Raw genomic sequence first — 23,742 nt, forward strand, 5'->3', positions numbered from 1 at the left:
GTCAAGCGTCGGCTGGCGTGTGGCGGGTCTTGCGCAGGCTCTCGCCGGTCAGATTAATCCGGTAGGCGTTGTGCACGACCCGATCGAGGATGGCGTCCGCCAGCGTCGGAACGCTGCCGATCATCGCGTACCAGTTCTCGACCGGCACCTGGCTCGTGATCAGCAGCGAACCGGCATCGTAGCGGTCCTCGACGATTTCCAGCAGATCGCGCTGCTGCTCGCCGGTGAGCGCCTCAGGACCCCAGTCGTCGAGGATCAGCAGCTTGGCCCGGGCAAGACTGCGTAACAGGCGAGAGTAGCGGCCATCGCTGCGGGCGAGATCGAGCGCCGCAAACAGCCGTGGCACACGATGGTAGAGCACCGACAGGTCCTCCCGGCAGGCCCGGTGTCCCAGGGCGCAGGCGAGCCAGCTCTTCCCGACCCCGCACGGGCCGGTGATCAACAGATTGCGCCGCTCGCGGATCCAGTCGCAGGTGGCCAGCTTGAGAAACAGCGCCCGGTCGAGGCCGCGTGCGGCCCGGAAGTCAACATCCTCGACGCTGGCGGGATGGCGCAGTTTGGCCGTTTTGGCCCGGGTCTCGCAGCGCTTCTGCTGCCGCGTCGTCACTTCATGATCGAGGATCAGGCCGAGCCATTCGGCATGGCCGAGCGCGTCAGCCTCGGGAGTGGCGCTGAGCGCCTTGAAGCCTTTGGCCATGCCGTGCAGGCCCAGCGCGTGAAGCTGGTCGAGGGTGGGATGGATCAACATGGTCGGTCTCCTGTCAGTGGAAATACCCCGGTCCGCGGACATTGGGGTGGGTGAGAACGGGCGTATCGGCGGCGGGAGCGCGCTCGCGGTAGGTGTCGAGAAGCGACACGATGCTCTTGTAGGTCAGCGCCTGGATCGCCAGGGCTTTGGCCGCGACCGCCTCGACACGCTCCTGCGGGATGCCGCGCATGTGCTGCAAAACCCCGATGCAGGTGCGAAAGCCCTGCTCGGGATGGCGGCGGGCGGACAGAATGGCGGCAATCAGCCCCTCGGTGTTGGGGCCGATCGACGCCGCCCAGGAGCGGAAGCGCTCGGGCGACCAGGCGGCATAGCGGCGATGCGAGCTCGGCATGTGCTCGGCCTGCGTGCCATGCGCCCGTCCCGCATAACGCCGCGCGTGGGCCGCGACGCGTCCGCCTTTGTGGAAGGCCTCGATCGTGCGCTGGGTGACGCGCACCTCGACCTGCTGGCCGATGAGGCCAAATGGCACCGAGTAGAAGAAGCCCTCGACCTCGATGTGGTAGTCGAGCCCGACCCGGGCGAACTGCCACTGCGCGAAGACGTAGTCCTCGGCCGGCAGGGGTGCGAGGGCCGGCTTCTCGATCGTCTCGAACAACTGGCGCCGGCTGACGCCGAGCCGGCGCATGGGTACGCTGTTCATCCGCTCGACGGCCTCGGCGATCGCGGCATTGGCCTCCTGGAGCGAGAAGAAGGTGCGGTGGCGCAGGCGACCGAGAATGTAGGATTGGGCGAAGCGCACCCCGGCCTCGACTTTGGCTTTGTCCTTCGGCCGGCGCGGTCGGGCTGGCAAAATGCCGACCGCGTAATGGGCCGCCATCTTGCCGTAGCTGCGGTTGATCTCGGGATCGTAGAACGAGGCCTTGTGGACGCCGCTCTTCAGGTTGTCCGGCACGACGAGCTTGGTCACGCCACCCTGGAACCGGAACATGCGCACATGCGCCTCGATCCAATCCGGCAGGGTCTGGGTCCAGGTGGCTTCGGCATAGGTCAGGTTGGAGGCGCCGAGCACCGCGACGAAGATCTCGGCCTGGCGGATCTCGCCGGTGAGTGGATCGACGATCGGCAGCTTCTTGCCCGAGTAATCCACGAACACCTTGTCGCCGGCGACGTGATGCTGACGCATGGTCGGCGTCAGGCGGCGCTCGAAGGAGCGGACCAGGTCGCAGAAACGCGAATAGCCGTAGCCGTCCGGATGGTCTGCCCGGTACTCCTCATGCAGGATGGCGATGCTGACGCCGGGCCGCTTGAGTTCCTGGACCAGGTGAGCCCAATCCGGCTCCGGCCGGCGGCGCGTTCCGACCCGGGTGCCCGCCCGGGCGAACAGCTTCTCCTCCAGGGCCGCGTCGGTCAGGTCCTCCGGCAGGGGCCAGGCCAGCCCGGCCGCCTTGGCCCGCTGGATGGCATCGCGCACGGTCGAGCGCGCCGCACCGACAATCCGGCCGATCTCGCGATCGCTGGTTTGGCTGGCGTGGAGCCGCAGCACTTGCCGCATCTGTCGCATGGTCATCTCTCTGTTTGCTGGCATCGCGTCCTCTCTGGTGGAGAGGTCGCAATGCCCCAATCGGATGACCCGGTGCAGCAGGGTTCTTCAGACCGATCCCTGGACGGGATCAAATCGGAAGGAGGGACGGCTTCAAGTCGGAAGGGTGGACGGGATCAAATCGGAACCGGGGACGACTTCAAGTCGGTACACATGGACGGATTGCGTCGGTATCCGCAGGCTCGATATCGTCATTTTAAAAAGTTTCGATAGCTGCCGGAGTTTGTCGCGTTTGCAAGCCAGTTCGACTTAGGTAGTGTGCGGGGCTCATCAGGACCGTTCGTCGCAGCTGGCAACCAGCTCGGCCGAGAAACGTCACGGACTGGCCTGGTGAACCGTGAGGCACCCCTCGTCCGCGCTCGGAGTAAGGCATGGAAATCAAGTGGCTAGAGGACTTCATCAGCCTTGCGAACACCTTGAGCTTCTCGCGGGCAGCGGAAGAGCGCCACGTCACGCAGTCCGCCTTCAGCCGGCGCATCAAGCAGCTCGAAACCTGGATGGGCGTTCCCCTGGTCGATCGCGCCACTTTTCCGGCTCATCTCACTCAGGCGGGGCAGGACTTCCTTCCGGTCGCGCAGGAGGTTGTCGCCAATCTCTACCGGACGCGCAATGACGTTCGAGGAAGCCACGGCATCAAAGCCAACACGCTCAGTTTTGCAGCGCTCCACACCCTCTCGATCACGTTTTTCCCGCGCTGGCTCCAGAGCATCGAGCCGCGGTTCGGCCCACTCTCGACACGCCTGAGCGCCGACAATAGCAGCATGGAGGGTTTCATAAACTCGCTCACGGAGGGGGAAAGCGACTTCCTGCTCATCTATGCCCACCCTGCTGTACCGGTCATGATTGATGAGGCGCGATTTGCCTACAAAACCTTGGGTCGGGAGAACATCATTCCCGTGTCAGCACCCGATCCGGAAGGCCGCGCCCTCCACCGGATCGATGAGGGCAGCAAACCGGTCCGCTACCTAGCCTATGGCCCAGGCGCCTTCTTCGGACATGCGCTGACGAGTCTGTTTGAGCAACGTCCGCTGGAACGTACCACGATCTACGAGAACACCATGTCTGAAGGCTTGAAGGCCATGGCCCTCGCTGGCTGGGGTCTTGCCTGGATCCCAGAGAGTATCATCGTGGATGACTTGGCCGCCAAGCGCATCGTGCGAGCCGGAGATCCATCTTGGGATCTAAGTGTCAATATTCGTCTTTACCGCTTTCTTGCGAATGACCGCCCGATCGTCAGACGCTTTTGGAACCTGCTCGAAGCCTGATCGTCCGACAAGCAGCAATCCGCAGTAACGATGGCCGACTTTATTTATCCGATAAAACTTCCAGGTAGATCCAAACGATCATAATACTGCTTTACCAAGGTACTGTCCGGTCCGGGTCTTGGTCGTGTCAAAACGCTTTGGCCGAAGGGGAATGTCACATTAACTGAGTATAGCCGTCGTGCGGTCCGGCAAGGTCAGTTTTTGCATCCCGCAAGCCGTTGATTTTCCTCTGTCCGAGATTTTTCCTTGACCAGTACAGGGCAGTATTCCCGGTTAATGTGACATCCCCCGCCGTAGTCACACTCTGCGTCTGGGAATAGCTGTCGCGTAGGTGTTGAGCGACGATAAGTGGCGGTCAGTCTTCTGCAGGGCCTCCACGGCGGCAGCGCGGTCCATGTTAGCCAATAGGCCACAGAGCACTTCGGAGACGGCGAGCGCCGGGGTTAGCGTATGGAAAAAGGTCGGGCTCTCGATTGTACAGAGGATCACGCTATCCGAGATTGAGACCAAAGGTGACACTTCACTGTCGGTGATGGCGACAATGCCGAGCCCTTTCTCGCGAGCGAGCTCGGCGAGTTCGAGGCTGTGGACCGCATAGGGATTGATGGAGGCGACCAGAAGCACGTCCTCGGCTCCCGCCCGGATAAGACCGTCGCCGATAGTCCCGGCTGGGCCGTCGAGATGGACCGTCTTATCGCCGATCAGCGCCATCACGTAATGAAAGTGCCAAGCCACCAAATGACACGAGCGCAGCCCGAGGACGTAGACTCGGCGCGCCCGCGCAAGCCGTTCCGCCGCCGCGCTCAACCGAGCGAGCGACTCGGGCTCGCACAGGCGCGCGATTTGCCCGGCGACACCCTGAAGCATCTGGCGCGCGAATGTCTCGCTGCCTACCTCCTGCCCGCTCTCTCCCCTCTGCAGCGCGCGCGCTGCGAAGCCGTCGATGCGGTGGCGGATCGCTTCGGCGTAGTGGGCACGGACATCGTCATAGCCCGGGAGCCCGAGAAACTTCGCCATACGTGTCATCGTCGAGGGCTGAACGCCCGCATTGCGCGAGAGCTCACGCATGGAGACGAGGGCCACCTCTTCGGGGTGCTCGAGAACATAGCGCGCCGCCTGCTGCAACTGAGGAGGCATGTCGTCGAACCTACTGACGATGAGGTCGCGCAAGGAGGCATTTTGCAACATTTGGATCGCTTCCGCTTGGAACTCTACGCGAGCGTTGTCGGTCAACGGGGCCGTCTTCATACCCTTTTTCTGAGCTTTTGGCCACTTGCATACGGATTCGAATGTTTCATCATTCCAAGCTTATTACATAAATGTTTCACTGACCATGTTTTTAAAATTATTGTTGCATCGGTCCTAATGGCATGCAAGGTTCGGGCCCGCGGCCCTCCGAGGTTGAAGCCGAACGACGAACCGGAGCCAAGATGACTAGGATTCTCCACCGCACTATCGGATCACGGTTGCCAGAAGCCGTGGCCGGCCAGGGCATCTACATCACAGATAGCGACGGCAAGAGCTACATTGACGGTTCGGGCGGCGCCGCCGTCTCCTGTCTTGGCCACGGCCATGTGGAAGTGCTCGATGCGATGCGGGCGCAGATGGACCGGATCGCCTATGCCCACACTTCGTTCTTCACGACAGACGTCGCGGAATCCCTCGCCGAGCGCCTCGCCGCGCTGGCACCGGAGGGCCTCGATCACGTCTATCTGGTCTCCGGCGGCTCGGAGGCCGTTGAGGCGGCGCTCAAGATGGCCCGGCAGTATTTCGTCGAGATCGGCCAGCCCCAGCGTCGCCACATTATCGCGCGCCGCCAGAGCTACCACGGCAACACGATCGGCGCGCTGGCGACCGGCGGCAATGCTTGGCGGCGGGCGCAGTTCCAACCCATCCTACCTAAGACCCACCACGTCTCCCCCTGCTATGCCTACCGGGACCAGCAGGCCGACGAGACGCCGGAGGCCTATGCGGCGCGCCTTGCCGACGAACTCGAGGCGAAGATTCTGGAACTTGGACCCGACGAGGTTATCGCCTTCGTCGCAGAGCCGGTCGTCGGGGCAACGCTCGGTGCCGTCGGGCCCGTGGCTGACTATTTCGCGCGGATCCGCAGGATCTGCGACAAGTACGGCGTGCTGCTGATCCTCGACGAGGTGATGTGCGGTATGGGTCGCACGGGCACACTGTTCGCCTGCGAGCAGGACGGGATAGTCCCCGATCTCGTCACCATCGCCAAAGGCCTCGGCGGTGGCTATCAGCCGATCGGCGCCGTGCTCCTGTCTGACCGGATTTACCGGGCGTTCGCCGAGGGCTCAGGCCTGTTTCAGCACGGCCACACCTACATCGGCCACCCGATCGCGGCAGCTGCCGCGAACAAGGTGGTCGAGATCCTAGCCCAACCGGGTATGATGGAGGACGTGCGGGATAGGGGCGAGCGCCTACAAGCTGGTCTCGATGCGGCGCTCGGCCAGTCGCCGCACGTCGGCGACATCCGCGGCCGCGGTCTCTTCCGCGGCATCGAAATCGTTGCTGACAAGGAGACAAAGGCTCCCTTCGATCCGTCACGCCGCGTCCACTCACGGATCAAGAGAGAGGCGATGGCGCGCGGCCTTCTCTGCTACCCAATGGGCGGCACCATCGACGGTGTGCACGGCGATCACGTGCTGCTCGCCCCGCCATACATCATCAGGCCGGAGGAGATCGACCTGCTCGTCGAACGCCTCGCTGCGGCGATCGACGCCGCGCTTCGGGACTGAGATCACCGAGATGGGCCTCCGCATCGCATTCGCCGGTTTCAACCTCGAATCCGTGACGGCCGTCCCACAGTCGGTCGGCCTCAATGAGTTCGAACGCGTCTGTGTGCGCGGAGAACAGATCACTGTTCGCTTCCGCGGCACCAACACGGTGCCGGGCGGCTGTATGAAGGTGTGCGAGGAGCTTGGCGCTGAATTCGTGCCGCTGTTCCACACTTTGCTGGGCGCTCTAGGTCCGGCGACTGACGAGGCGGTCGACCACTACACCCGTGAGATCATCGAGGGCCTCGGCAGTAACGGCTCTCTCGACGGCGTGATCCTGTTCCTGCACGGCGCCTGCTGGGCCGCGGGCTATGCGGATGTCGAGCGGCATGTGATCGATGCGGTGCGCGCCGCGGCGCCGTCGCTGCCGGTCGCCGTCGCGCTCGACTATCACGGCAATATCGACCGGCAGACCCTGCGCGGAGCGGATATCGCCGTCGCCTATCGCAACTCGCCGCATATCGACATGGGCGAGACCGGTGAGCGGGCCGCGCGGGCACTGCTCAGGCTGCTGCGCGAAGGGCGCCGCCCTGGCCTTGCAGTGGCGCGCCCCAATGTCGTCATCCCCTCAATCATGTCGGCCACGGCCCTGGAGCCGCTGGCTTCGATCATCGCCGAGGCGCGTGCCGCCGAGGCGGCGGGCGATTGCGACATCTCGGTGATGGCCGGTTTCTCCTACGCCGACAGCGCCAATACCGGCATGTCGGTAATCTGCCTTGATTGGAACGGGCGGGAAGCGGCCGAAGCCAAGGCCGCGGCCTTCTCCACTCGGCTGCACGACGCGCGCCACGCCATCGCAAGCGCTATTCCGATCCTAAGCGCCGAGGAGGCTTTGGCCGATATCGAGCGCAAGCCAGCGAACGGCCGCCCGATTGTGCTGCTCGAACATGCCGACCGCATGAACGACTCGACCCACCTGTTGCGTGCCCTGCTCGGCCGCGATGTTGGACGGGTCGCTGTGCCTTTCCTGCTCGATCCCGAGACCGCCGCCCAGGCCCATGCGGCAGGAGAGGGTGCCGAGATCGCGGTCGCCTTGGCCGGCAAGACGGCGCCGGAAACGGGCGGGCCGGTCGAGGCGGTAGCGCGCGTCCTCTGGTCTGGTCCAAAATCCTTCACTGTCTCGGGCCGCTACCAGCGCGGCTCCTTCGTTGACCTCGGGATGACAGCGCTGATTCAGATCGGCGCGATCCGCGTCTCGGTCGTCTCGCATTTCGCCTTCGCGGTCGACGGAGATCCCTTTTCCATCTTCGGCGAGCAGCCGGAAGACTACGACGTCATCCTGCTGCGCTCAAAAACGCATTTCCGTGATTTTTACGAGCCGCTGGCCGACCGCATCCTGGTGGTCGATACGCCCGATCTCGGCCCGGCCGATGTCCGACTAATCCCGTATCGGCAGCTCGACACGGCCAAAGCCTATCCGTGGAGCGACGCTCCAGCCTGACACCAAGAACCAACCAAACCAGAAGCGAGGGAACAATGACATTACGGTTAAAGACATTCGGGATTGCCGCGCTGCTCGCCGGTTCCCTCCACGCCTTCCCGGCTTTTGCCGAGACGACGCTCAACGTCGTGATGCAGGCACCGCTCAGGACCCTCGATCCGATCCTGAGCACCGCCCAGATCGTGCGCACGCATGGCTTCATGGTGTTCGAGACGCTGCTCGGCATGGACGCCAAGTACAACCCGCAGCCGCAGATGGCCGATTACACCGTCTCGGCCGACAAGATGACCTATACCTTCACCCTGCGCGACGGGCTCAAATGGCATGACGGCACGCCGGTGAAGGCTGAGGATTGCGTAGCCTCGATCAAGCGCTGGGCCGCCAACGACGGCGCCGGTCGCACGATGATGACGTATGTCGCTTCCGTCGAGGCGACCTCCGACAAGCAGCTCGTCATCAAGCTGGCGAAGCCCTTCGGCCAAGTACTGGAACTCCTGGCGAAGCCCTCGCCGGTGCCGCCCTTCATGATGCCCAAACGCCTCGCCGAGACGCCCGCCGGCCAGCAAGTGACCGAGATGATCGGTTCCGGTCCGTTCAAGTTCGTCGCCGACCAATATCGGCCCGGCGATCAGGCCGTCTACGTCAAGAACTCCGACTACAATCCGCGTCCCGAGCCAATGAGCTGGACCGCCGGCGGCAAGGTCGTGAATGTCGACAAGGTCGTCTGGAAGGCGATGCCAGACATGCAGACCTCGATCAACGCGCTGCAGTCCGGCGACGTCGACCTGATCGAGCAGGTCACGATCGACCTCCTGCCGCTGCTCACGGCCAATGACGAGATCAAGACCGGCGCCATCAACGCGCTCGGCAGCCAAGTCACCGGCCGCTTCAACCACCGCCTGCCGCCCTTCGACAATCCGAAGGTCCGCCAGGCGGCGATGTATGCGCTTGATCAGGACCAGCTCATGCAGACCGCAATCGGCGACAGCCAGTATTACAAGCTCTGCGCCTCGGTTTATGGCTGCGACGTGCCGCTCGCTTCAGATGCCGGCTCGGAATATCTCAAGGGCAGCGCCAAGGAGCGCCTGGCGAAAGCCAAGGAGCTGCTGAAGGCCTCCGGCTACGACGGCACGCCGGTGCTGATGATGCAGCCGACGGATCTGACGATCCTCTCCACCCAGCCGATCGTCGCGGCCGAGCGTCTGCGCGAGGCCGGCTTCAAGGTCGATGTGGCCGCGATGGACTGGGCGACGCTGCAGTCGCGCAAGAACAGCACGCAGCCGGTGGCGCAGGGCGGCTGGAACATGCTGTTCACCTATTGGGGTGTTTCCGGCATCTGGAACCCGACCGTGCATGCCCTGCTCGACGGTTCGGGCTCGGACACCGCATGGTCGGGCTGGCCACGTAGCGCCCGCGTCGAGGAACTGCGCTCCGCCTATCTCACCGCACCGACACTCGACGAGCAGAAGAAGATCGCCAAGGAGATCCAGCAGATCGCCTATGACGAAGGCTTCTATTTCAATGCCGGCGAGTTCCAGTCCGTCGCCGCCTGGCGGGCGAACCTGAAGAACCTCCAGCCCGGTCCGCTCACGTTATTCTGGGGCGTAAGCAAGTAGCCCTCCTACAACGGGCGACGGCGGGAGCCGTCGCCCGGTCCTGCAGGCATCGTTTTCGGCGCGGAGCACCGCATGGCTTCTTACTTCCTGCGCAGGCTGCTAATGGCGATCCCCGTCATGTTCTTCGTGGCGCTATTCGTCTTTCTGTTGTTGCGTCTGACGCCCGGCGACCCGGCCCAGGCGATCGCCGGCGATCAGGCCACGCCAGCCCAACTCGCCGCCATCCGCGAGAATCTCGGCCTCGACAAGCCGCTCACCAGCCAGTTCGTCGCCTGGATCGGTGCCATGGCCGGAGGCGATTTCGGTCACTCGCTGATCTCGCAGCGACCGGTGCTGGAGATGATCGGCCAACGCATCGGCCCGACGCTGGCCCTCGCCGTCATGGCGATGATCTTCACGGTCGTCATTTCGCTTCCGCTCGGCGTGCTCGCGGCCTGGCGCCACGGCGGGCTGGTCGACCGCTTCGTCATGGCCCTGTCGGTTGTCGGCTTCTCGGTGCCAATCTTTGTGATCGGCTATGTGCTGATCGCAGTTTTCGCGGTCGATCTGAAGTGGTTCCCGGTGCAGGGCTACAAGCCCCTCTCTGAGGGCTTCGGCCCATTTCTCCACCGCATTCTGCTGCCTGGGTTGGCGCTCTCCTCCTTCTATATCGCGCTGGTTTCGCGGATGACGCGCGCCTCGATGCTGGAGGTGCTGCGCGAGGATTATGTGCGCACGGCGCGGGCGAAGGGACTAGGCGAGCGCGTCGTCCTGTTCCGCCACGCTCTGCGCAACGCCGCGATCCCGATCCTCACGGTGGTCGGCACGGGCTTCGCGATGATGATCTCCGGCGTCGTCGTCACCGAGACGGTCTTCAATATTCCCGGCCTTGGACGGCTGGTCGTCGACGGCGTTCTGGCGCGCGATTACCCCCTGATCCAGGCGATTATCCTGCTGACCGCCGGCACGTATGTTCTGATCAACCTCTTGATCGACCTGTCCTATGCATTGAGCGACCCGAGGATCCGCTACCAATGAGCGCCTCATCGAATCCCATGCAGGTCACGCTTCCCCGGCGCCGCCTGCTGCAGAACCCGCCGCACTGGACGACGGTGCTCGCCGTCATCGTCTTGCTCGCCGTTGTCGCGATGGCTGTGTTCGCGCCGCTGCTCGCCAATTTCGAGCCGACCAAGCTCAATGCCGCCATGCGGCTAAAGCCTTCGTCCGACACCTACTGGCTAGGTACGGACAGCTTCGGCCGCGATCTCTATTCGCGGGTGGTGTATGGCGCGCGGGTCTCGCTCCTGGTGGGTGCTGGCGTCGCCGCCGGCGCGATCCTGATTGGCCTGCCGCTCGGCTTACTCGCGGGCTGGTATCGCGGGATCGACGGCGTGCTGATGCGGATGATGGACGGCCTGATGGCGATCCCCGGCATCTTGCTCGCCATCGCGATCGTCGCGCTGACCCGCGGCGGGCTCGTGACTGTGATCTTCGCCATCATGATCCCGGCGATCCCGCAGGTCGTGCGCTTGGTGAGGGCGCGCGTGATTGCAGCCCGCGAGGAGACCTATGTCGACGCGGCGGTCCTGCTCGGGACGCCGCCGGCCAAGCTGATCTGGAAGCATCTGCTTCCGACGACGATCGCGCCCCTGATCGTGCAGGGCACCTACATGTACGCCTCCGCCATCCTCACGGAGGCGGCCCTGTCGTTCCTGGGCGTTGGAATCGGCACCGAGATCCCAAGCTGGGGCAATATCATGGCCGAGGGTCGGCTCTATTTCGCGATCAACCATTGGCTGGTGTTCTGGCCGGCCATCGTGCTGTCGCTGTGCATCCTGTCGATCAATCTGCTCGGCGATACGCTGCGTGACCGGCTCGATCCGAAAATGCAAGGGAGGAACGCATGACCGAGATGGCCCGCCCGACGCAGCCCGTGCTCTCGATCCGCGACCTGCGCGTCGCGACGCGAGGGCGTGAGCCCTCCAAGATTCTGAAGGGCATCACCTTCGACATCCAGCCGGGCGAGACGCTGTGCCTCGTCGGCGAATCCGGCTCGGGCAAGTCGGTGACCTCTCTGGTCGCTATGGGCCTGCTGCCGCGCGACGAACTGCAGGCGACGGGCGGCACGGTGTTGCTCAACGGTGAAGACATCCTGACCGCCACGCCGTCACGCACTAAGGCGCTGCGCGGCGCCGAGATGGCGATGATCTTCCAGGAGCCGATGACGGCGCTTAACCCGGTGCTGACCATCGGGCTGCAGATGGACGAGGTCTACTGGGCGCATACGCAGATGCGGCCGAAAGAGCGTCGCGAGGCTGCGCTCGCCGCGTTCGAAGCGGTGCACCTGCCTGATCCGGCGCGGATCTACGAGAGCTTCCCGCACCAGCTCTCCGGCGGCCAGCGCCAGCGTGTGATGATCGCGATGGCACTCGCCCTGAAGCCGAAACTCCTGATCGCCGACGAGCCGACTACCGCGCTCGACGTCACCACGCAGAAACAGATCCTCAGCCTGATCCGTGAGTTACAGGACAAGCAGAACACCGCCGTTCTGTTCATCACCCACGATATGGGCGTGGTCGTCGATGTCGCCGACCGCGTCTGCGTCATGCGCCGGGGCGAGATCGTCGAGACTGGTCCGGTCGAGCAGGTGCTGAGCCAGCCTCAGGAGGCCTATACGCGCGACCTGCTGCAGGCAGTGCCGTCGCTGGTTCCGCGCGCCCCACGCGCCCCGGCACAGGAGGCGGAAGCCGTCGTTGAGATCCGAAATCTCGAAAAGACCTTCAGCTTTTCCTCACTTTTCGGGAAGCTGATGGGGCGCGACATCCGCACTGTGCGCGCCGTGAACAACGTCAGCTTCAAGTTGGCGCGAGGGCGCACGCTCGGCATCGTCGGCGAGAGTGGCTCGGGTAAGTCGACGGTCGCGCGCTGCCTGCTTAGGCTTGAGCATCCGACCGGCGGCGAGATCCGTGTCAACGGCCAAGACATCGCGTTGCTCGAGGGCCAAGCGGCGCTGGCGCCGGCTCGGCGGCGCGTGCAGATGGTCTTCCAGGACCCCAACCGTTCGCTCAATCCGCGCCTGCGCATCGGCGAAAGCCTGATCGAGGGGCCGCTCAATCTTGGCGAGGATCGCGCCTCCGCGCTGAAGCGCGCTAGCGAGCTGGTCGAGGTGGTCGGCCTGCCGCGCACCAGCCTCGAACGCTTTCCTCACCAGTTCTCCGGTGGCCAGCGCCAGCGCATCGCGATCGCGCGCGCCCTAATGATGGAACCGGAGGTCATCGTCGCTGACGAGGCCGTCTCGGCGCTCGACGTCTCGGTGCAGGCGCAGGTGCTCGCTCTGCTGGCTGAGATCCAGCAGCGCCGCAATCTCGCGGTGCTGTTCATCACCCATGACCTGCGTGTTGCAGCCCAGATCTGCGACGAGGTGATGGTGATGCAGCGCGGCCGCGTCGTCGAGGACGGACCGGCCTCCGAAGTGCTGGCCAGACCGCGTCACGACTATACACGCGCCTTGATCAACGCAGCGCCGGGGCGGGACTGGGATTTCGCCGCCGGACGCCGCATCGCCGGAGCCGACGCATGATTTCCGCCAGCCTTGTCCAGTTCGACGTCCAGTGCTTGGCCCCGGCTGAGAACTTCGGGCGTATCCACGACTTCGTCGCCCTCGAGGCGGCACATGGCGCGCAGCTCATCCTGTTCCCGGAGCTGTCGAACACCGGCTATGTCGAGCCGCTGGTGCCGGGCGGGCCGATGGTCAGTGACGTGCCGCATTTCGGCGCGGCGCTTTACGAGGCCTGCGCAGCTCCGGACGGTGAGGAGATCAAGGCACTCGTCACGCTCGCGGCACGGCATCGCGTGCATCTGGTGATCGGGCTCGGCCTGCGCGACCAGCTCCGCGCCGGAGTGATGCGCAATGCTTCGCTGCTGATCGGGCCGGAGGGCGTGTTGGGCCAATATACCAAGGTCCATCAGTGGCAGAACGAGAAGCTCTACTTTACCAAGGGCGACCGCATCGACACCTTCGCCGCGCTCGGCACGCATCTCGGAATGCAGATCTGTTACGACATCCGCTTTCCCGAAATCACCCGCATCCTGGCGCTCCGAGGTGCCGGTATTGTCACGTCCGTCTGGGCATCCTTTGGAGCCGAAGCGACCCCAGTCGCCGATGGGGCGCTGTTCATCCACCGCGCCTATACCCGCGCAGTCGAGAACGGCGTCTTCTTCCTGAGTTGCAACCGCAGCGGCAGCCACGGCGGGCAGCGCTTTTTCGGCCGCTCCTGCGCATTAGCACCGGACGGGACAGTGCTTGGCGCCCTCGACCACGACATGGAGGACGTGTTGCGGGTAGAGATCGACCTCGAGGCCGTCACCCGCTACCGTAGCTTCACCGGGATTTGGGCCGATCGTGATCCTACCCTCTATGAGAAGTATCTCTCCCCGGACCGCTCGGATTCCCGCCGCTCCCCACCCGAAAAGTCATAGGGAGACGACTGATCCGCCGAGATCGCTGAAATGAGAGGCGGCGTCGCTCACGCCCTCCATGTCCAGCGTTCGATCCAGTATTAGCAACACGTGACTCAACTCGGAGAGATTGATGCAGGACACCGACCACCGCTCACCGGTTGCGATCGCCGTTGCTCCCAACGGCGGGCGACGGACAAAGATCGATCATCCCAGCCTACCAATGACGCCTGGCGAAATGGCTGGCACGGCGACCCAGTGCCTTGAGGCGGGAGCTTGCATGATCCACGTCCATGTGAGGGATCGCGAAGGCGGCCATCTTCTTGATGCGGACGCTTACCGGGACACGACCGCAGCAATCCGTCAGGCCGTGGGCGAGCGCCTGGTCGTACAAATCACCAGCGAGGCACTCGGCATCTACAAACCCGACACCCAGATGGCGGTAGTACGTGCGGTGCGGCCCGAGGCCGTCTCCCTCGCCTTGCGCGAGCTCGTGCCCGACGATTCCGCCGAGTCCGCGTTCGCACAGTTCCTGAGTTGGGCGAAGCGTGAGCGGGTTGTGCCGCAAATCATTCTGTACTCTCCAGACGAAGCTGTGCGGTTGGCAGACATGCAACGCCGCGGGATAGTGCCGTTTGAGAACATCCCGGTTCTTTATGTTCTCGGACGCTACACAGTTGGGCAAACATCCAGCCCCGCCGACCTGCTTCCCTTCATCGCCCCCGACATGCCAGCGTTCAAGGACTGGATGGTTTGTGCCTTCGGCCGCTATGAGACGGCCTGCGTCACCGCTGGCGCCCTGCTAGGTGGGAGCGTGCGGGTCGGCTTCGAGAATAACCTGGAGCTCCCCGACGGATCGAGGGCAGGCTCAAATGCGGAATTGGTCGAGCGCGCCGCCACAGCAATGGCCGCATGCGGCTGCCCTGTCGCGACGGGGACTGTGCTGCGGGAAACGTGGTCAAAGGACTTCGAGTAGGTTTGCAAACAGCGGGGTTCAACAATCTGCTATTTGCACAGCGCGGCGAAAGAACAAACCTTTCTAGGTGACGACAAATCTCACGCCTCTCTTCAGTCAACGAGCGCTTAAAATGCACTCTTCGAGGGGATGTCACATTAACGGCGAATACTGCCCTGGTCTCGTCAAGGAAAAATCCCGTGCGGAGAGAAAGCAACGGCTTGGCCTGTGCACAAACTGACCTCGTCGGGTAGCTCAACAGCAATACTCAGTTCCGGCAGGTTCTGCCGACCTTTGCCGGCTTCTCGTTCGCGTCTCATCGGCTCCTCCTTGGGGTGGGAGGGGCTGGACAGCGCCACAGGTCAACTTCCTAACCGGATCGTCCTGGGGCGTCACCACTCTCAAGCGCGCAACAGCCCATAGACGATGTTTTTAACGGGGTCATGCGCCGCCAATAAGCTCACGGCCGCTCCGCTGCGGCAACAAACTACCAGCAAGCTGTTTCTGACCCCGCAGGCGGACCCATTCCGCAACGGATTTGTTAGCATCAAATGTCACTGAGGGTGTTCCGGATCCAAACCCGAGCTTTCTGATCCAGACCAAGCTCCGATAATCCTACAGTTCAAGTCCTTATCTGAAGTGCAGGTCAAAGCCGCGCGCAGATCCGGGTGCGTCCGCGCAGAATCGCCTCCTGGTAGAAGCGCTTCCTGGATTCGACAATGATATCCGCCACGTTTTCCGTACGGCAGGATCACTGCTGTGGAGCACAATAAGACCCTCGGAGGGCTCCCGTTCGATCCAACCGCTTGCGCCGCGCCACTGCCCTATCGCATGGGTCATGGCCAGCTCGGCCGGACGGCGCGGGGTCACGAAATCATTGAGGAAGCCGTGCCACTCCGAACCATGAACCACGCCGCCATTGGGCGGTCGCGGCCGAAATAGAGTGTGTCGCGGATCATGGCTTTGTCGCCGGCATCGCAGGCGTAAAAGCCCGACGGAAGCGGAATGGCGGTTTCGGCGCAGCCGATGGGAACTGAGGCCAGCGCGGTCAGCATCGCCATTCGGCCAATAAGGATACTTCTGCTCACATAATGTTACTCGCGGGCCGCCTGCCCTCCTGTGCGTCCTCTCCGTTGAGCTGCCAAGCCATGGACTTTCGGATCTTCTGGGAACTAGTGAAAGGGCGTCGGAACCCTGCGGGTCACGTGGTACGCCTGGCGCCGCGCCACAACCGGCCAGCCATGCGACGTGCCGTCAGGAGCTCTGCGCCTTTTGACCGAACCCAGATGATAACAGGGCACGCCCCTTGGGGGATTGAGCGTTTTCGGGTCTATCAGGCAACGAAGCTGTTTCTGAGCCATGCATGCAGGGCAGGATTTCCTGCCACCACCGAGCCCGCCACGGGATCGTGACCAGCGAAATCGCTGATGCGTCCGCCGGCCTCCTGAACGAGGAGCTTGCCCGCCGCGAAGTCATAGTAGCTGAGACCGTCTTCGATGTAGCCGTCGAGACGGCCGGCCGCCACATACGCCAGGTCGAGGGCGGCAGAGCCCAGGCGCCGAATGCCGGCCGAGTGATGCATGACGGCTCTGACGCCGGCCAGATAGCGATCTTCGTCGATGCCCTTGAGCTGTCCCGGAACCGGCAGCGAAACCGAGATCAGAGCCTGCCTAGGCTGCCGATCCGACACCTTGAGTTGGTTGCCGTTGAGCCAGGCACCCTTGCCGGTCTCAGCGCAGAACATCTCCTCCCGCAGTGGGTCGAGGACGATCCCGGCGAGCACCCGGCTTCCCTCTGCCAGAGCGATGCTGACGGAGAAGTAGGGAACCGACCAGATAAAATTGGTCGAGCCGTCGAGCGGGTCGACGATCCAGCGCAGCCGGCCGTGGGCCGCCTTCGTGATGCCGGTCTCCTCGCCCTCAAAGCCGAAATCCGGGGCGCCTCGTTTCAAAACGAGAGCAATGGCGTTCTCGGCCGCCAAGTCAGCGTCGGAAGCGAAATCCGCCGGTCCCTTGGACTCGACGGATGACCGGTCGAGTTTGCCATAGCGGGTATTCAGCTCGGTGGCACCGGCCCGGGCGGCTTCGGCCATCAAGACGAGATGGGGCGAAGCGCCCTCCGGCAGCAAGGATATCATGAGGCCCTCAGAAAGCGTGGCGCGTTGATGGCGAGGCCGACGGGGGTGCCGTTCGGGATCCGTGTGGCCACATCGACGATCAGGATCTCATCGTCGGAAACTTGGACTTCATGAACCCAGGCCCGACCGACATAGCGGGCGCTGGCAACATGGCCCGGAAGAACCCCGGCGACATGCGGATCGACTAGGCGAAGTCCTTCAGGGCGCACGAACAGAGTTGCGGGCCCATCGGTCTGGGCGTCGGGCACCTCGATCCGGCCGCCCCCTTTCAGTTCGAATCGTCCCTCGCGGAGAACTCCATCGACGAGGTTTGCGGCGCCCACGAACTCGGCAACGAAGCGATTGCTCGGAGAGGCATAGATATCCTCGGGCTTTCCGAGCTGTTGAACGATCCCGCCCTGCATCACCGCAACGCGGTCGGACAGCTCCAGAGCCTCCTCCTGGTCGTGAGTCACGTAGATGGCCGTGACCCCGAGCGCCTCCTGGATGTCACGAAGTTGCCGGCGCAGGCTCACGCGCAGCTTGGCGTCGAGGTTCGACATGGGCTCGTCGAGCAGGAGCAGCGGCGGATCGATCACCAGCGCGCGGGCCAGCGCAATGCGTTGCTGCATGCCGCCACTCATCTCGCCGGGAAAGCGTGCCTCGACATTCCTGAGTTCGACGCGCTCAAGAGCATCCCGGACACGCCGAGCAATCTCGGCTTTCGGGACGTTGCGGATCCGCAGTCCGTAGGCCACGTTGTCGAAGACGGTCTTATTGGGCCAGAGCGCATAGTTTTGGAATACGAACCCAATGTTCCGGTCCCAGGGCTGTGTCCGCGAGACGTCCTGGCCATTGAAGAGAATGCGCCCTTCGTCGATGCCATGGAAGCCGGCGAGCGCGCGCAGCAAGGTCGTCTTCCCGCACCCCGATGGACCGAGCAGGGTAAAGAACTCGCCCGGCTTGATTGCCATATTGATCGATTTCAGCACCGTGTTGGAGCCATAACGCTTCGAGACCTGGTCGATGGTGACGGCGCAGCCGGACGGGGGACGTATGGTCGAAGGTTCAGACATCGATGCGCCTTTCAGAGCGTCCGTATCGCACGACGAGGTAAAGCGGCACGTAGATGATGAGCATAAGCAGGACGGTCTGGGCCGCCGACACGCCGAAGTCCGAGTCGCGCAGGGTATTTTCGAAGATCACGGCCGTGAGCGGCTTCCATGGCGGCCGGTACAGCACGATGGTGGATGAAAGCTCGGTCACGATATGCAGGAAGGTCAGGGTGGCTCCCGTAACGGCACCTGCGAGCATCAAGGGGGCGGTGACCGTCAGGAAGCTCCGCAGCGGTCGGGCGCCCAAGCTCATGGCGGCTTCTTCCAGCGCGGGATGCACCTGGTTCAGAGCCGCCTCCGCTGCCTTGACGGTGAACGGCAGGTTCCGGATGAGATAGGCGATGGCCAGGATGAGCCACGTGCCGGTCAGGACGATTGGCCCATCGTTGAAGATCAGGATCAGCCCGATGCCCAGCACGGTGCCGGGAATTACGTAAGGCAGCATGACGATGAAATTTAGAGCGGGTGCAATGATCCGATAGCGCTTGCGCACGAGCACGTAGGCAATTCCGACCCCTATGGCGAGGGCCGCTAGGGTTCCGGCGATGCCGAGCGACAGCGTCACCCATGCCGATGCCAGGTTGGAATTGAACATCGCCAGGTAATTGGCCGTGGTGAAGACGGGTTCCGGCAGTCCGACCCGCCAGCGCAGGAAGCTTGTTACCAGCACGGTCAGGTGGGGAACGAACGCAAAGAACAGCACCAACGCGGCGAACCCGATCGCAGCGATCCGTCCGCCTGGGCTGATAGGTTTCGCGCGTGGCGGCCGCGCCGACACAACGGCGAATGTCCGCCGTGCCAGATAGACCTGCTGAGCGTACAGGAAAGCGCTGGACAGGCCGACGAGGACCATCGATCCGGTGGCGGCCAATCCCGGATTGCCGCCGCCCTCACTGAGGAAGGACGTGTAGACCAGAACGGGAAGCACATTGAGATCGAGGGCGATGATGCGCGGCGTTCCGAAATCGGCAAGCGCCGCCATGGTGGCTAGGTAAAGGCCGATCAGGATACCGGGCATCGCGAGCGGCACCTCGACGGTCCAGCGAATGTGGGATGGTCGGGCGCCCAGGCTCGCCGCTGCCTCCACATGGCCTTCGTCGAGTCCCGTGAAGGCATCGTAGCTCAACAGGAAGATGATCGGAAAGACGAGCCATGCGATGACCCAGATCACCCCGTGGATGCCGACGATCGAGAAGTGGACGTCGAGAGAGCGCGTGATCAGTCCGTTGCGGCCGAGCAGAAGGCGCCAGGCATAGGCGCCCAAGAACGGAGGCGAGATCGACGCCATCGTGATGAGGAGAATGATGATCTTCCGCCCCGGCACGGCAAAGCGCGCGACCACATAGGCCAGCGAAACCCCAATGAGGCCTGCGAGAGTGGTCGAGGCGATGGCGACCACGAGACTGTTGATGGTGGCGGCCAGGGTGTCCCGGCTGGTGAAGAACGACACATAATTGGCAAGAGTTGCCGATAGGGTCCTGTCTTCGAAGGTCAGATAGGCATTGAGCCCATGGCTCAGGCGGAGGCTCCCGTTCCCGAGGTCAGTTACCGACAGAGGATCGGGCGCCTTGCGATTGAACAGGCCCGTAGGCACCTGTTGGGTGACGTGAAGGGTCCTGTCACCCGCCAGGATGGTGATGGAACTGTCAGAATCGATTCTGGCCCTGATGCCGCCCCCGCTCAGCGCGGTCAGCCTGATGGTCTGAGGGCCGTCCGGCTGTAGGGTGAGCAGCGCCTCCCCGTTCGTTCCCACCGACAGGGCTTCCGGCATTCCGCTGACCTCGAACCGGTCGGACAGCTCCTTGACGGCCTCGAGACCCGCCGTCGCCCGATGGACGACGGCGAACCTCCCGCCGGCCGTGATCAACGATGCGCTTAGGAGCCGGAATTGCGGAACGACGATCAGTCCCAGGCAAAGGGCCAGCGCGACGATTGCGAAAAGAAACCAACTGTCGCGCCAGACCTTCATCGACGAATCGCCTCCTGGAAGCGCGCCGTCACGACCGGACGGGGATCCACAGGCGAGACGATGTTAAGCTTCCCGATGTCGGGGAGCTGCGTGGGCGGTACCACGTCCTGGCGGGCCGATCGACGGATCGTCGCGTCACGCACGATCTCGTGCGATTCCTTTGTCCCCAGGAAGTCGATAAAGGCCTGCGCGGCTTTCAGATGAGGGGCGCCCTTCACGATCGCCTGCGCGTCGATCTGGCCGGTCACCGCATCCGTCGTGTAAACGATTTCGATCGGGAGACCCGCGGCCTTCCACTTGGCCCCGAGATCCTCGTTGATCCACCCCACGGCGGCTTCCCCGTCGCGGACGGCGTTGAAGGCATCATCCGATCCAGGGGAGATCTTCGCTCCCTTGGCGAGCGCTGCGATGAAGTCCCAGCCGTTCGCGCCGGCAAGTGCCGACAGGATGGTGTAGCCGGTGCCGGATTTCGACGGATCCGGAATGATGAGGCTGCCCAGGGAGGCCCATTTGGGATTGGCGAGATCCTTCTGGGTCTTTGGCATGTCTTCGGCCTGAACCCGCTTCCGGCTGACAATGACGGGCTGGAGAAGGACCGTATAGGCATGCCACTTGTGATTCGGATCTGCCGCCACCATCACGCTGTCGGCCTGGCTCTCATAGGATTGAAAAAGGGCCGCGCTCTCGTCGAAGCTCTGTGTGGGGCCTCCCCAGAGAATGTCCGCCGTGGGGTTTCCGGCCTCGGCGCGGAGGCGTTCCAGAACCTCGCCCGTTCCGCCGCGCACTACCGTGACGTTGATGTCAGGCCGGGCCTTCTTGAAGGCGTCCAATACGGGCCCGGACGTCACCTCCCCGTGCGACGTATAGACGACAAGATCCTCCGCTCGCACCTGCCCGAATGCTGCAATGCCCACCAGCACTGTCGCGGCGACCGCAACGCTCTTCACGTTCACCATGGCCCTCTCCTTCACGGCCGACTTCCCTCGCTCGGCCTGTCCGACCCCGGCATGTGCCTGCCGCAATCAATTTATCCATTGAATTGCTAAATTGCGGAAATCGCAAGCCCGAAAATTGGATAAGTTGACTAACCACCTCTGCTTTGAGGTTGCGGTCGCACGAAAGAGCGCCTACGATATCATCAATCAAATGGATTAAAGCGGCCCGCGGATCTCAAGGGGTGTTCAGGATTGGCGGATTCATGACCCATGTCGGCAACAACCATGCCGTTTCCGCGAGGCGCAATCGGAGGTTGGCCTTCGAGCTCATCTGGCGGGAGGGCCCGATCAGCCGGACGGATCTCGTTGCGCGGACGGGTCTACGGGCGCAGACGATTTCCAACATCGTGCGCGAGCTGCAGGATCGCGGTCTGATCCTCGAGAGCGGCCGCTCGGAAGGCGGAAGGGGTGCGCCGCAAACTTACCTGAAGATCAATCCGGGTGCCGGGTCGTCGGTGGGCCTCCACCTCGATCGCGACCGTCTAAGCTGTGTGGTCTACGACCTCGCAGGTCAGCCTTTGGCGTTCCGGGAAGACGTCATCGAGTGGACGGATCCGGCCGCTGCTGTCGCCACGATGGCGGCTGCTGTAAAGTTGACGGCGGAACAATGCGAGGCGGCGGATCTGTGGGGCGTCGGCGTAGCCATGCCAACCCTGCAGGATGCGGAATTCGACGAATATGTCGGCAGCCCGGGATGGCAGGCGTGGAGCGGCTTCCCAATCGCCGACCGGCTGCAGGCGCTCACAGGCCTTCCGGCCGTGGTCGAGAACGATGCGACCGCTGCTGGGCTTGGGGAGTTGATCACTGGCGCAGGCCGGGGCCTGTCGAACTTCGTCTACGTCTTCGTCGGCAACGGGCTTGGCGCAGGCATCATCGCGGACGGCCTGCCGTTTCAGGGCGCCTGGAACAACGCCGGCGAGATCGGGCTCTTGTCATGGCCGGAGAACCTTGACGAGCATCCCTCCGGCAAGACGCCGTTTTCCCTGGACGAACTGGCCGATATGCTCGAATGCAGTGTGACCGCGCTGGCCGACCCGGCCTATCTGGCAGTCCTTTACGAGAAACGGAACGCTAGCCTGATGCGCTGGCTCGAGCTCAATGGGCGCCGCCTGCGCCTGCTGGCCTCGATCATCGAGAACCTCCTCGATCCCCAGACGATCATTGTCGGCGGGCTTCTCCCGAGCAGCGTCTGCAGCTCCCTCGTGGACCGCGCCTACCCTTTGCAGGCCTCGCCGGCCGCACGCCGGGACCGCAAGATGCCGCGCCTTCAGGTGGGCAGCCTCGACCGGAAGGCTGCCGCCGTCGGGGCCGCTATGCTGCCGTTCATCGTGAACGGCAGTCCCGAGTTCCGGCGGCTGTCGCTGGGCCGCGGCCGGGGGCAGCCCATCGACGCCGAGAGCCTTTTCGATCATGTCACCGGAAGCGGTGGCACGAAGCCTCAGGACGAAGCGCCGTCAGGACGCCCGGCGTATGCGCCTGCGGCACCCTGACGGCGCCCCAAGGGTGAATACGTGATGTCAGTCACTGTCAGAGATAGGAACGAGGTTTGCGCATGAAACTCGGCGTCATTGGTCTCGGCTACCGCATGGCCGCCGTGCTGGAATGCCTGGTGAAGGCAGACCCGGACATCCAGGTGGTCGCCTGCGTCGATCCCTCGCCGGCGGGGGCGCCGGGTCTCAGCAGGGCCAGGATCGGGATCGGGACGATGTACGACACGCCAGACCGGATGCTGGCGGCCGAGACGCTGGACCTGCTGCTGGTGGGTTCGCCCAACCATCTGCATCTGGAGCACGTGAGGGCGGGTCTCCGCGCCGGCGTGCGTGTCTTTACCGAGAAGCCTGTCGTGATCGACGAAAACCAGACCTTTGAGCTGGCCGCGCTGCTAAGGGAGTTCGGCTCCGACAGAGTTCTCGTCGGCCTAGTGCTGCGCTATGCTTCCCTGTACAAGGACCTGCGGGCAGCCCAGCGGGCAGGCCATCTCGGCGCCATCGCGTCTATCGAGGCGACGGAGCACATCGCACCCTATCACGGCGCCTTTTTCATGCGCGACTGGCGGCGCTACCAGCGCTTTGCCGGACCCTACATTCTGGAGAAGTGCTGCCACGATCTGGACATCTACGCGAGCGTTGTCGGGGCTCGTGCGATGACGGTGGCGAGCTTCGGCGGGCGCAAGTCGTTCATTCCCGAGAACGCTCCTGGCCATCTTTCAAATGCCGAGCGCGAAATGTACCACCGCAAGCCCAGTGGATGGATGGCCAGCGATCACGTCTTCGACGGCGATGCCGACATCATCGATTATCAGACGGCCCTGATCGAGTACGCGAATGGCGCCACCATGGCGTTCCACGCGAATCTCAACGTGCCGGATCAGTTCCGACGCTTCTGCATCGTCGGTTCGAATGGCATGGCCGAAGGAGACTTTATCCGAAACTATTTCCGGGTCCACGACGCGCGCAATGGCGAGAAGATCCTCGAGACCAGCTATGCCGGGCACGAGCACAACCACTACGGAGCTGATGACCAGATGGCGTTCGACCTGATTGACCATTTCAGGACCGGCACGCCCCTGCCGGTGGGAGTGCTGGACGCGCTTGAGGCCGGTCTGACGGCCATCAAGATCGACGAGGCTCGCCGCACCCGCCGTCTGGTCGACCTGACGGAGAGCTGGCAGCGCTTTGACGACGCGTTGGGAAGCGCCGCGTGCCGCGCTGAAGGCGGATCCGTCTGAC

General features: G+C 63.6%; 20 protein-coding genes. 11 read left to right on the plus strand and 9 right to left on the minus strand.

The window, feature by feature from the left end:
* Position 1 precedes the first annotated feature (1 nt).
* Entirely contained in the window at positions 2–748 is a 747-nt protein-coding gene (istB, locus tag U0023_RS33825) for an IS21-like element helper ATPase IstB (RefSeq protein WP_009494081.1), read from the minus strand.
* A 13-nt stretch (positions 749–761) separates the two neighbouring features.
* Positions 762–2,270 carry an IS21 family transposase gene (gene istA / locus U0023_RS33830; protein WP_195904271.1) on the minus strand — a complete coding sequence of 503 codons (1,509 nt, stop codon included), beginning with the start codon at positions 2,268–2,270 and terminating at the stop codon, positions 762–764.
* A 410-nt stretch (positions 2,271–2,680) separates the two neighbouring features.
* Here istA and U0023_RS33835 point away from each other — a divergent pair, with 410 nt between their 5' ends.
* Complete coding sequence (locus U0023_RS33835) at positions 2,681–3,574, plus strand: LysR family transcriptional regulator (protein ID WP_009762655.1); 894 nt, start codon at positions 2,681–2,683, stop codon at positions 3,572–3,574.
* Positions 3,575–3,871: 297 nt separating this feature from the next.
* Here U0023_RS33835 and U0023_RS33840 read toward each other — a convergent pair whose 3' ends face one another.
* Complete coding sequence (locus tag U0023_RS33840; protein WP_009762656.1) at positions 3,872–4,822, minus strand: MurR/RpiR family transcriptional regulator; 951 nt, start codon at positions 4,820–4,822, stop codon at positions 3,872–3,874.
* Between the two features lie 182 nt (positions 4,823–5,004).
* Here U0023_RS33840 and U0023_RS33845 point away from each other — a divergent pair, with 182 nt between their 5' ends.
* The 8 genes from U0023_RS33845 to U0023_RS33880 all read left to right on the plus strand — a co-directional run bounded on the left by U0023_RS33845 (position 5,005) and on the right by U0023_RS33880 (position 14,839).
* Entirely contained in the window at positions 5,005–6,330 is a 1,326-nt protein-coding gene (locus tag U0023_RS33845; protein WP_009762657.1) for an aspartate aminotransferase family protein, read from the plus strand.
* A 10-nt stretch (positions 6,331–6,340) separates the two neighbouring features.
* Complete coding sequence (locus U0023_RS33850) at positions 6,341–7,810, plus strand: M81 family metallopeptidase (protein WP_009762658.1); 1,470 nt, start codon at positions 6,341–6,343, stop codon at positions 7,808–7,810.
* Positions 7,811–7,845: 35 nt separating this feature from the next.
* Positions 7,846–9,426: an ABC transporter substrate-binding protein gene (locus tag U0023_RS33855; protein WP_009762659.1), complete on the plus strand. Its 1,581-nt coding sequence runs from the start codon at positions 7,846–7,848 to the stop codon at positions 9,424–9,426.
* A 72-nt stretch (positions 9,427–9,498) separates the two neighbouring features.
* Entirely contained in the window at positions 9,499–10,443 is a 945-nt protein-coding gene (locus U0023_RS33860; RefSeq protein WP_009762660.1) for an ABC transporter permease, read from the plus strand.
* A 17-nt stretch (positions 10,444–10,460) separates the two neighbouring features.
* A complete protein-coding gene (locus U0023_RS33865; RefSeq protein ID WP_040638871.1) occupies positions 10,461–11,312 on the plus strand; it encodes an ABC transporter permease in 852 nt (283 codons plus the stop codon).
* Positions 11,309–12,985 (plus strand): ABC transporter ATP-binding protein, encoded by a 1,677-nt coding sequence (locus U0023_RS33870; RefSeq protein ID WP_009762662.1) that lies wholly within the window; start codon positions 11,309–11,311, stop codon positions 12,983–12,985. The genes U0023_RS33865 and U0023_RS33870 overlap by 4 nt, the downstream gene beginning before the upstream one ends.
* Positions 12,982–13,884, plus strand: coding sequence for a carbon-nitrogen hydrolase family protein (locus U0023_RS33875; RefSeq protein WP_009762663.1), 903 nt, complete (start codon positions 12,982–12,984; stop codon positions 13,882–13,884). The genes U0023_RS33870 and U0023_RS33875 overlap by 4 nt, the downstream gene beginning before the upstream one ends.
* A gap of 112 nt (positions 13,885–13,996) precedes the next feature.
* Positions 13,997–14,839, plus strand: coding sequence for a BKACE family enzyme (locus tag U0023_RS33880; RefSeq protein ID WP_009762664.1), 843 nt, complete (start codon positions 13,997–13,999; stop codon positions 14,837–14,839).
* A gap of 609 nt (positions 14,840–15,448) precedes the next feature.
* On the opposite strand, the gene U0023_RS35850 is transcribed toward U0023_RS33880, so the two are convergent.
* The 6 genes from U0023_RS35850 to U0023_RS33905 all read right to left on the minus strand — a co-directional run bounded on the left by U0023_RS35850 (position 15,449) and on the right by U0023_RS33905 (position 20,974).
* Complete coding sequence (locus U0023_RS35850; RefSeq protein WP_195904195.1) at positions 15,449–15,730, minus strand: DUF3574 domain-containing protein; 282 nt, start codon at positions 15,728–15,730, stop codon at positions 15,449–15,451.
* The gene (locus U0023_RS33885) at positions 15,685–15,879 is read right to left on the minus strand and encodes a hypothetical protein (RefSeq protein WP_009762665.1); all 195 of its coding nucleotides are present in this window, start codon (positions 15,877–15,879) and stop codon (positions 15,685–15,687) included. The genes U0023_RS35850 and U0023_RS33885 overlap by 46 nt, the downstream gene beginning before the upstream one ends.
* Positions 15,880–16,151: 272 nt before the next feature.
* Positions 16,152–16,955 (minus strand): inositol monophosphatase family protein, encoded by an 804-nt coding sequence (locus U0023_RS33890; RefSeq protein WP_009762666.1) that lies wholly within the window; start codon positions 16,953–16,955, stop codon positions 16,152–16,154.
* Complete coding sequence (locus U0023_RS33895) at positions 16,952–18,010, minus strand: ABC transporter ATP-binding protein (protein ID WP_009762667.1); 1,059 nt, start codon at positions 18,008–18,010, stop codon at positions 16,952–16,954. The genes U0023_RS33890 and U0023_RS33895 overlap by 4 nt, the downstream gene beginning before the upstream one ends.
* Positions 18,003–20,018: an ABC transporter permease gene (locus tag U0023_RS33900; protein ID WP_009762668.1), complete on the minus strand. Its 2,016-nt coding sequence runs from the start codon at positions 20,016–20,018 to the stop codon at positions 18,003–18,005. Before U0023_RS33900 ends, U0023_RS33895 begins: the two co-directional genes overlap by 8 nt.
* Positions 20,015–20,974, minus strand: coding sequence for an extracellular solute-binding protein (locus tag U0023_RS33905; RefSeq protein ID WP_009762669.1), 960 nt, complete (start codon positions 20,972–20,974; stop codon positions 20,015–20,017). Before U0023_RS33905 ends, U0023_RS33900 begins: the two co-directional genes overlap by 4 nt.
* A gap of 242 nt (positions 20,975–21,216) precedes the next feature.
* Between U0023_RS33905 and U0023_RS33910 the strand changes: the two genes are divergently transcribed.
* Complete coding sequence (locus U0023_RS33910) at positions 21,217–22,503, plus strand: ROK family transcriptional regulator (RefSeq protein ID WP_009762670.1); 1,287 nt, start codon at positions 21,217–21,219, stop codon at positions 22,501–22,503.
* A gap of 62 nt (positions 22,504–22,565) precedes the next feature.
* Positions 22,566–23,741, plus strand: a complete 1,176-nt coding sequence (locus U0023_RS33915; RefSeq protein WP_009762671.1) for a Gfo/Idh/MocA family protein — start codon at positions 22,566–22,568, stop codon at positions 23,739–23,741.
* Position 23,742: the final 1 nt, after the last annotated feature.

Source organism: Microvirga lotononidis (assembly GCF_034627025.1).
GTDB lineage: Bacteria > Pseudomonadota > Alphaproteobacteria > Rhizobiales > Beijerinckiaceae > Microvirga > Microvirga lotononidis.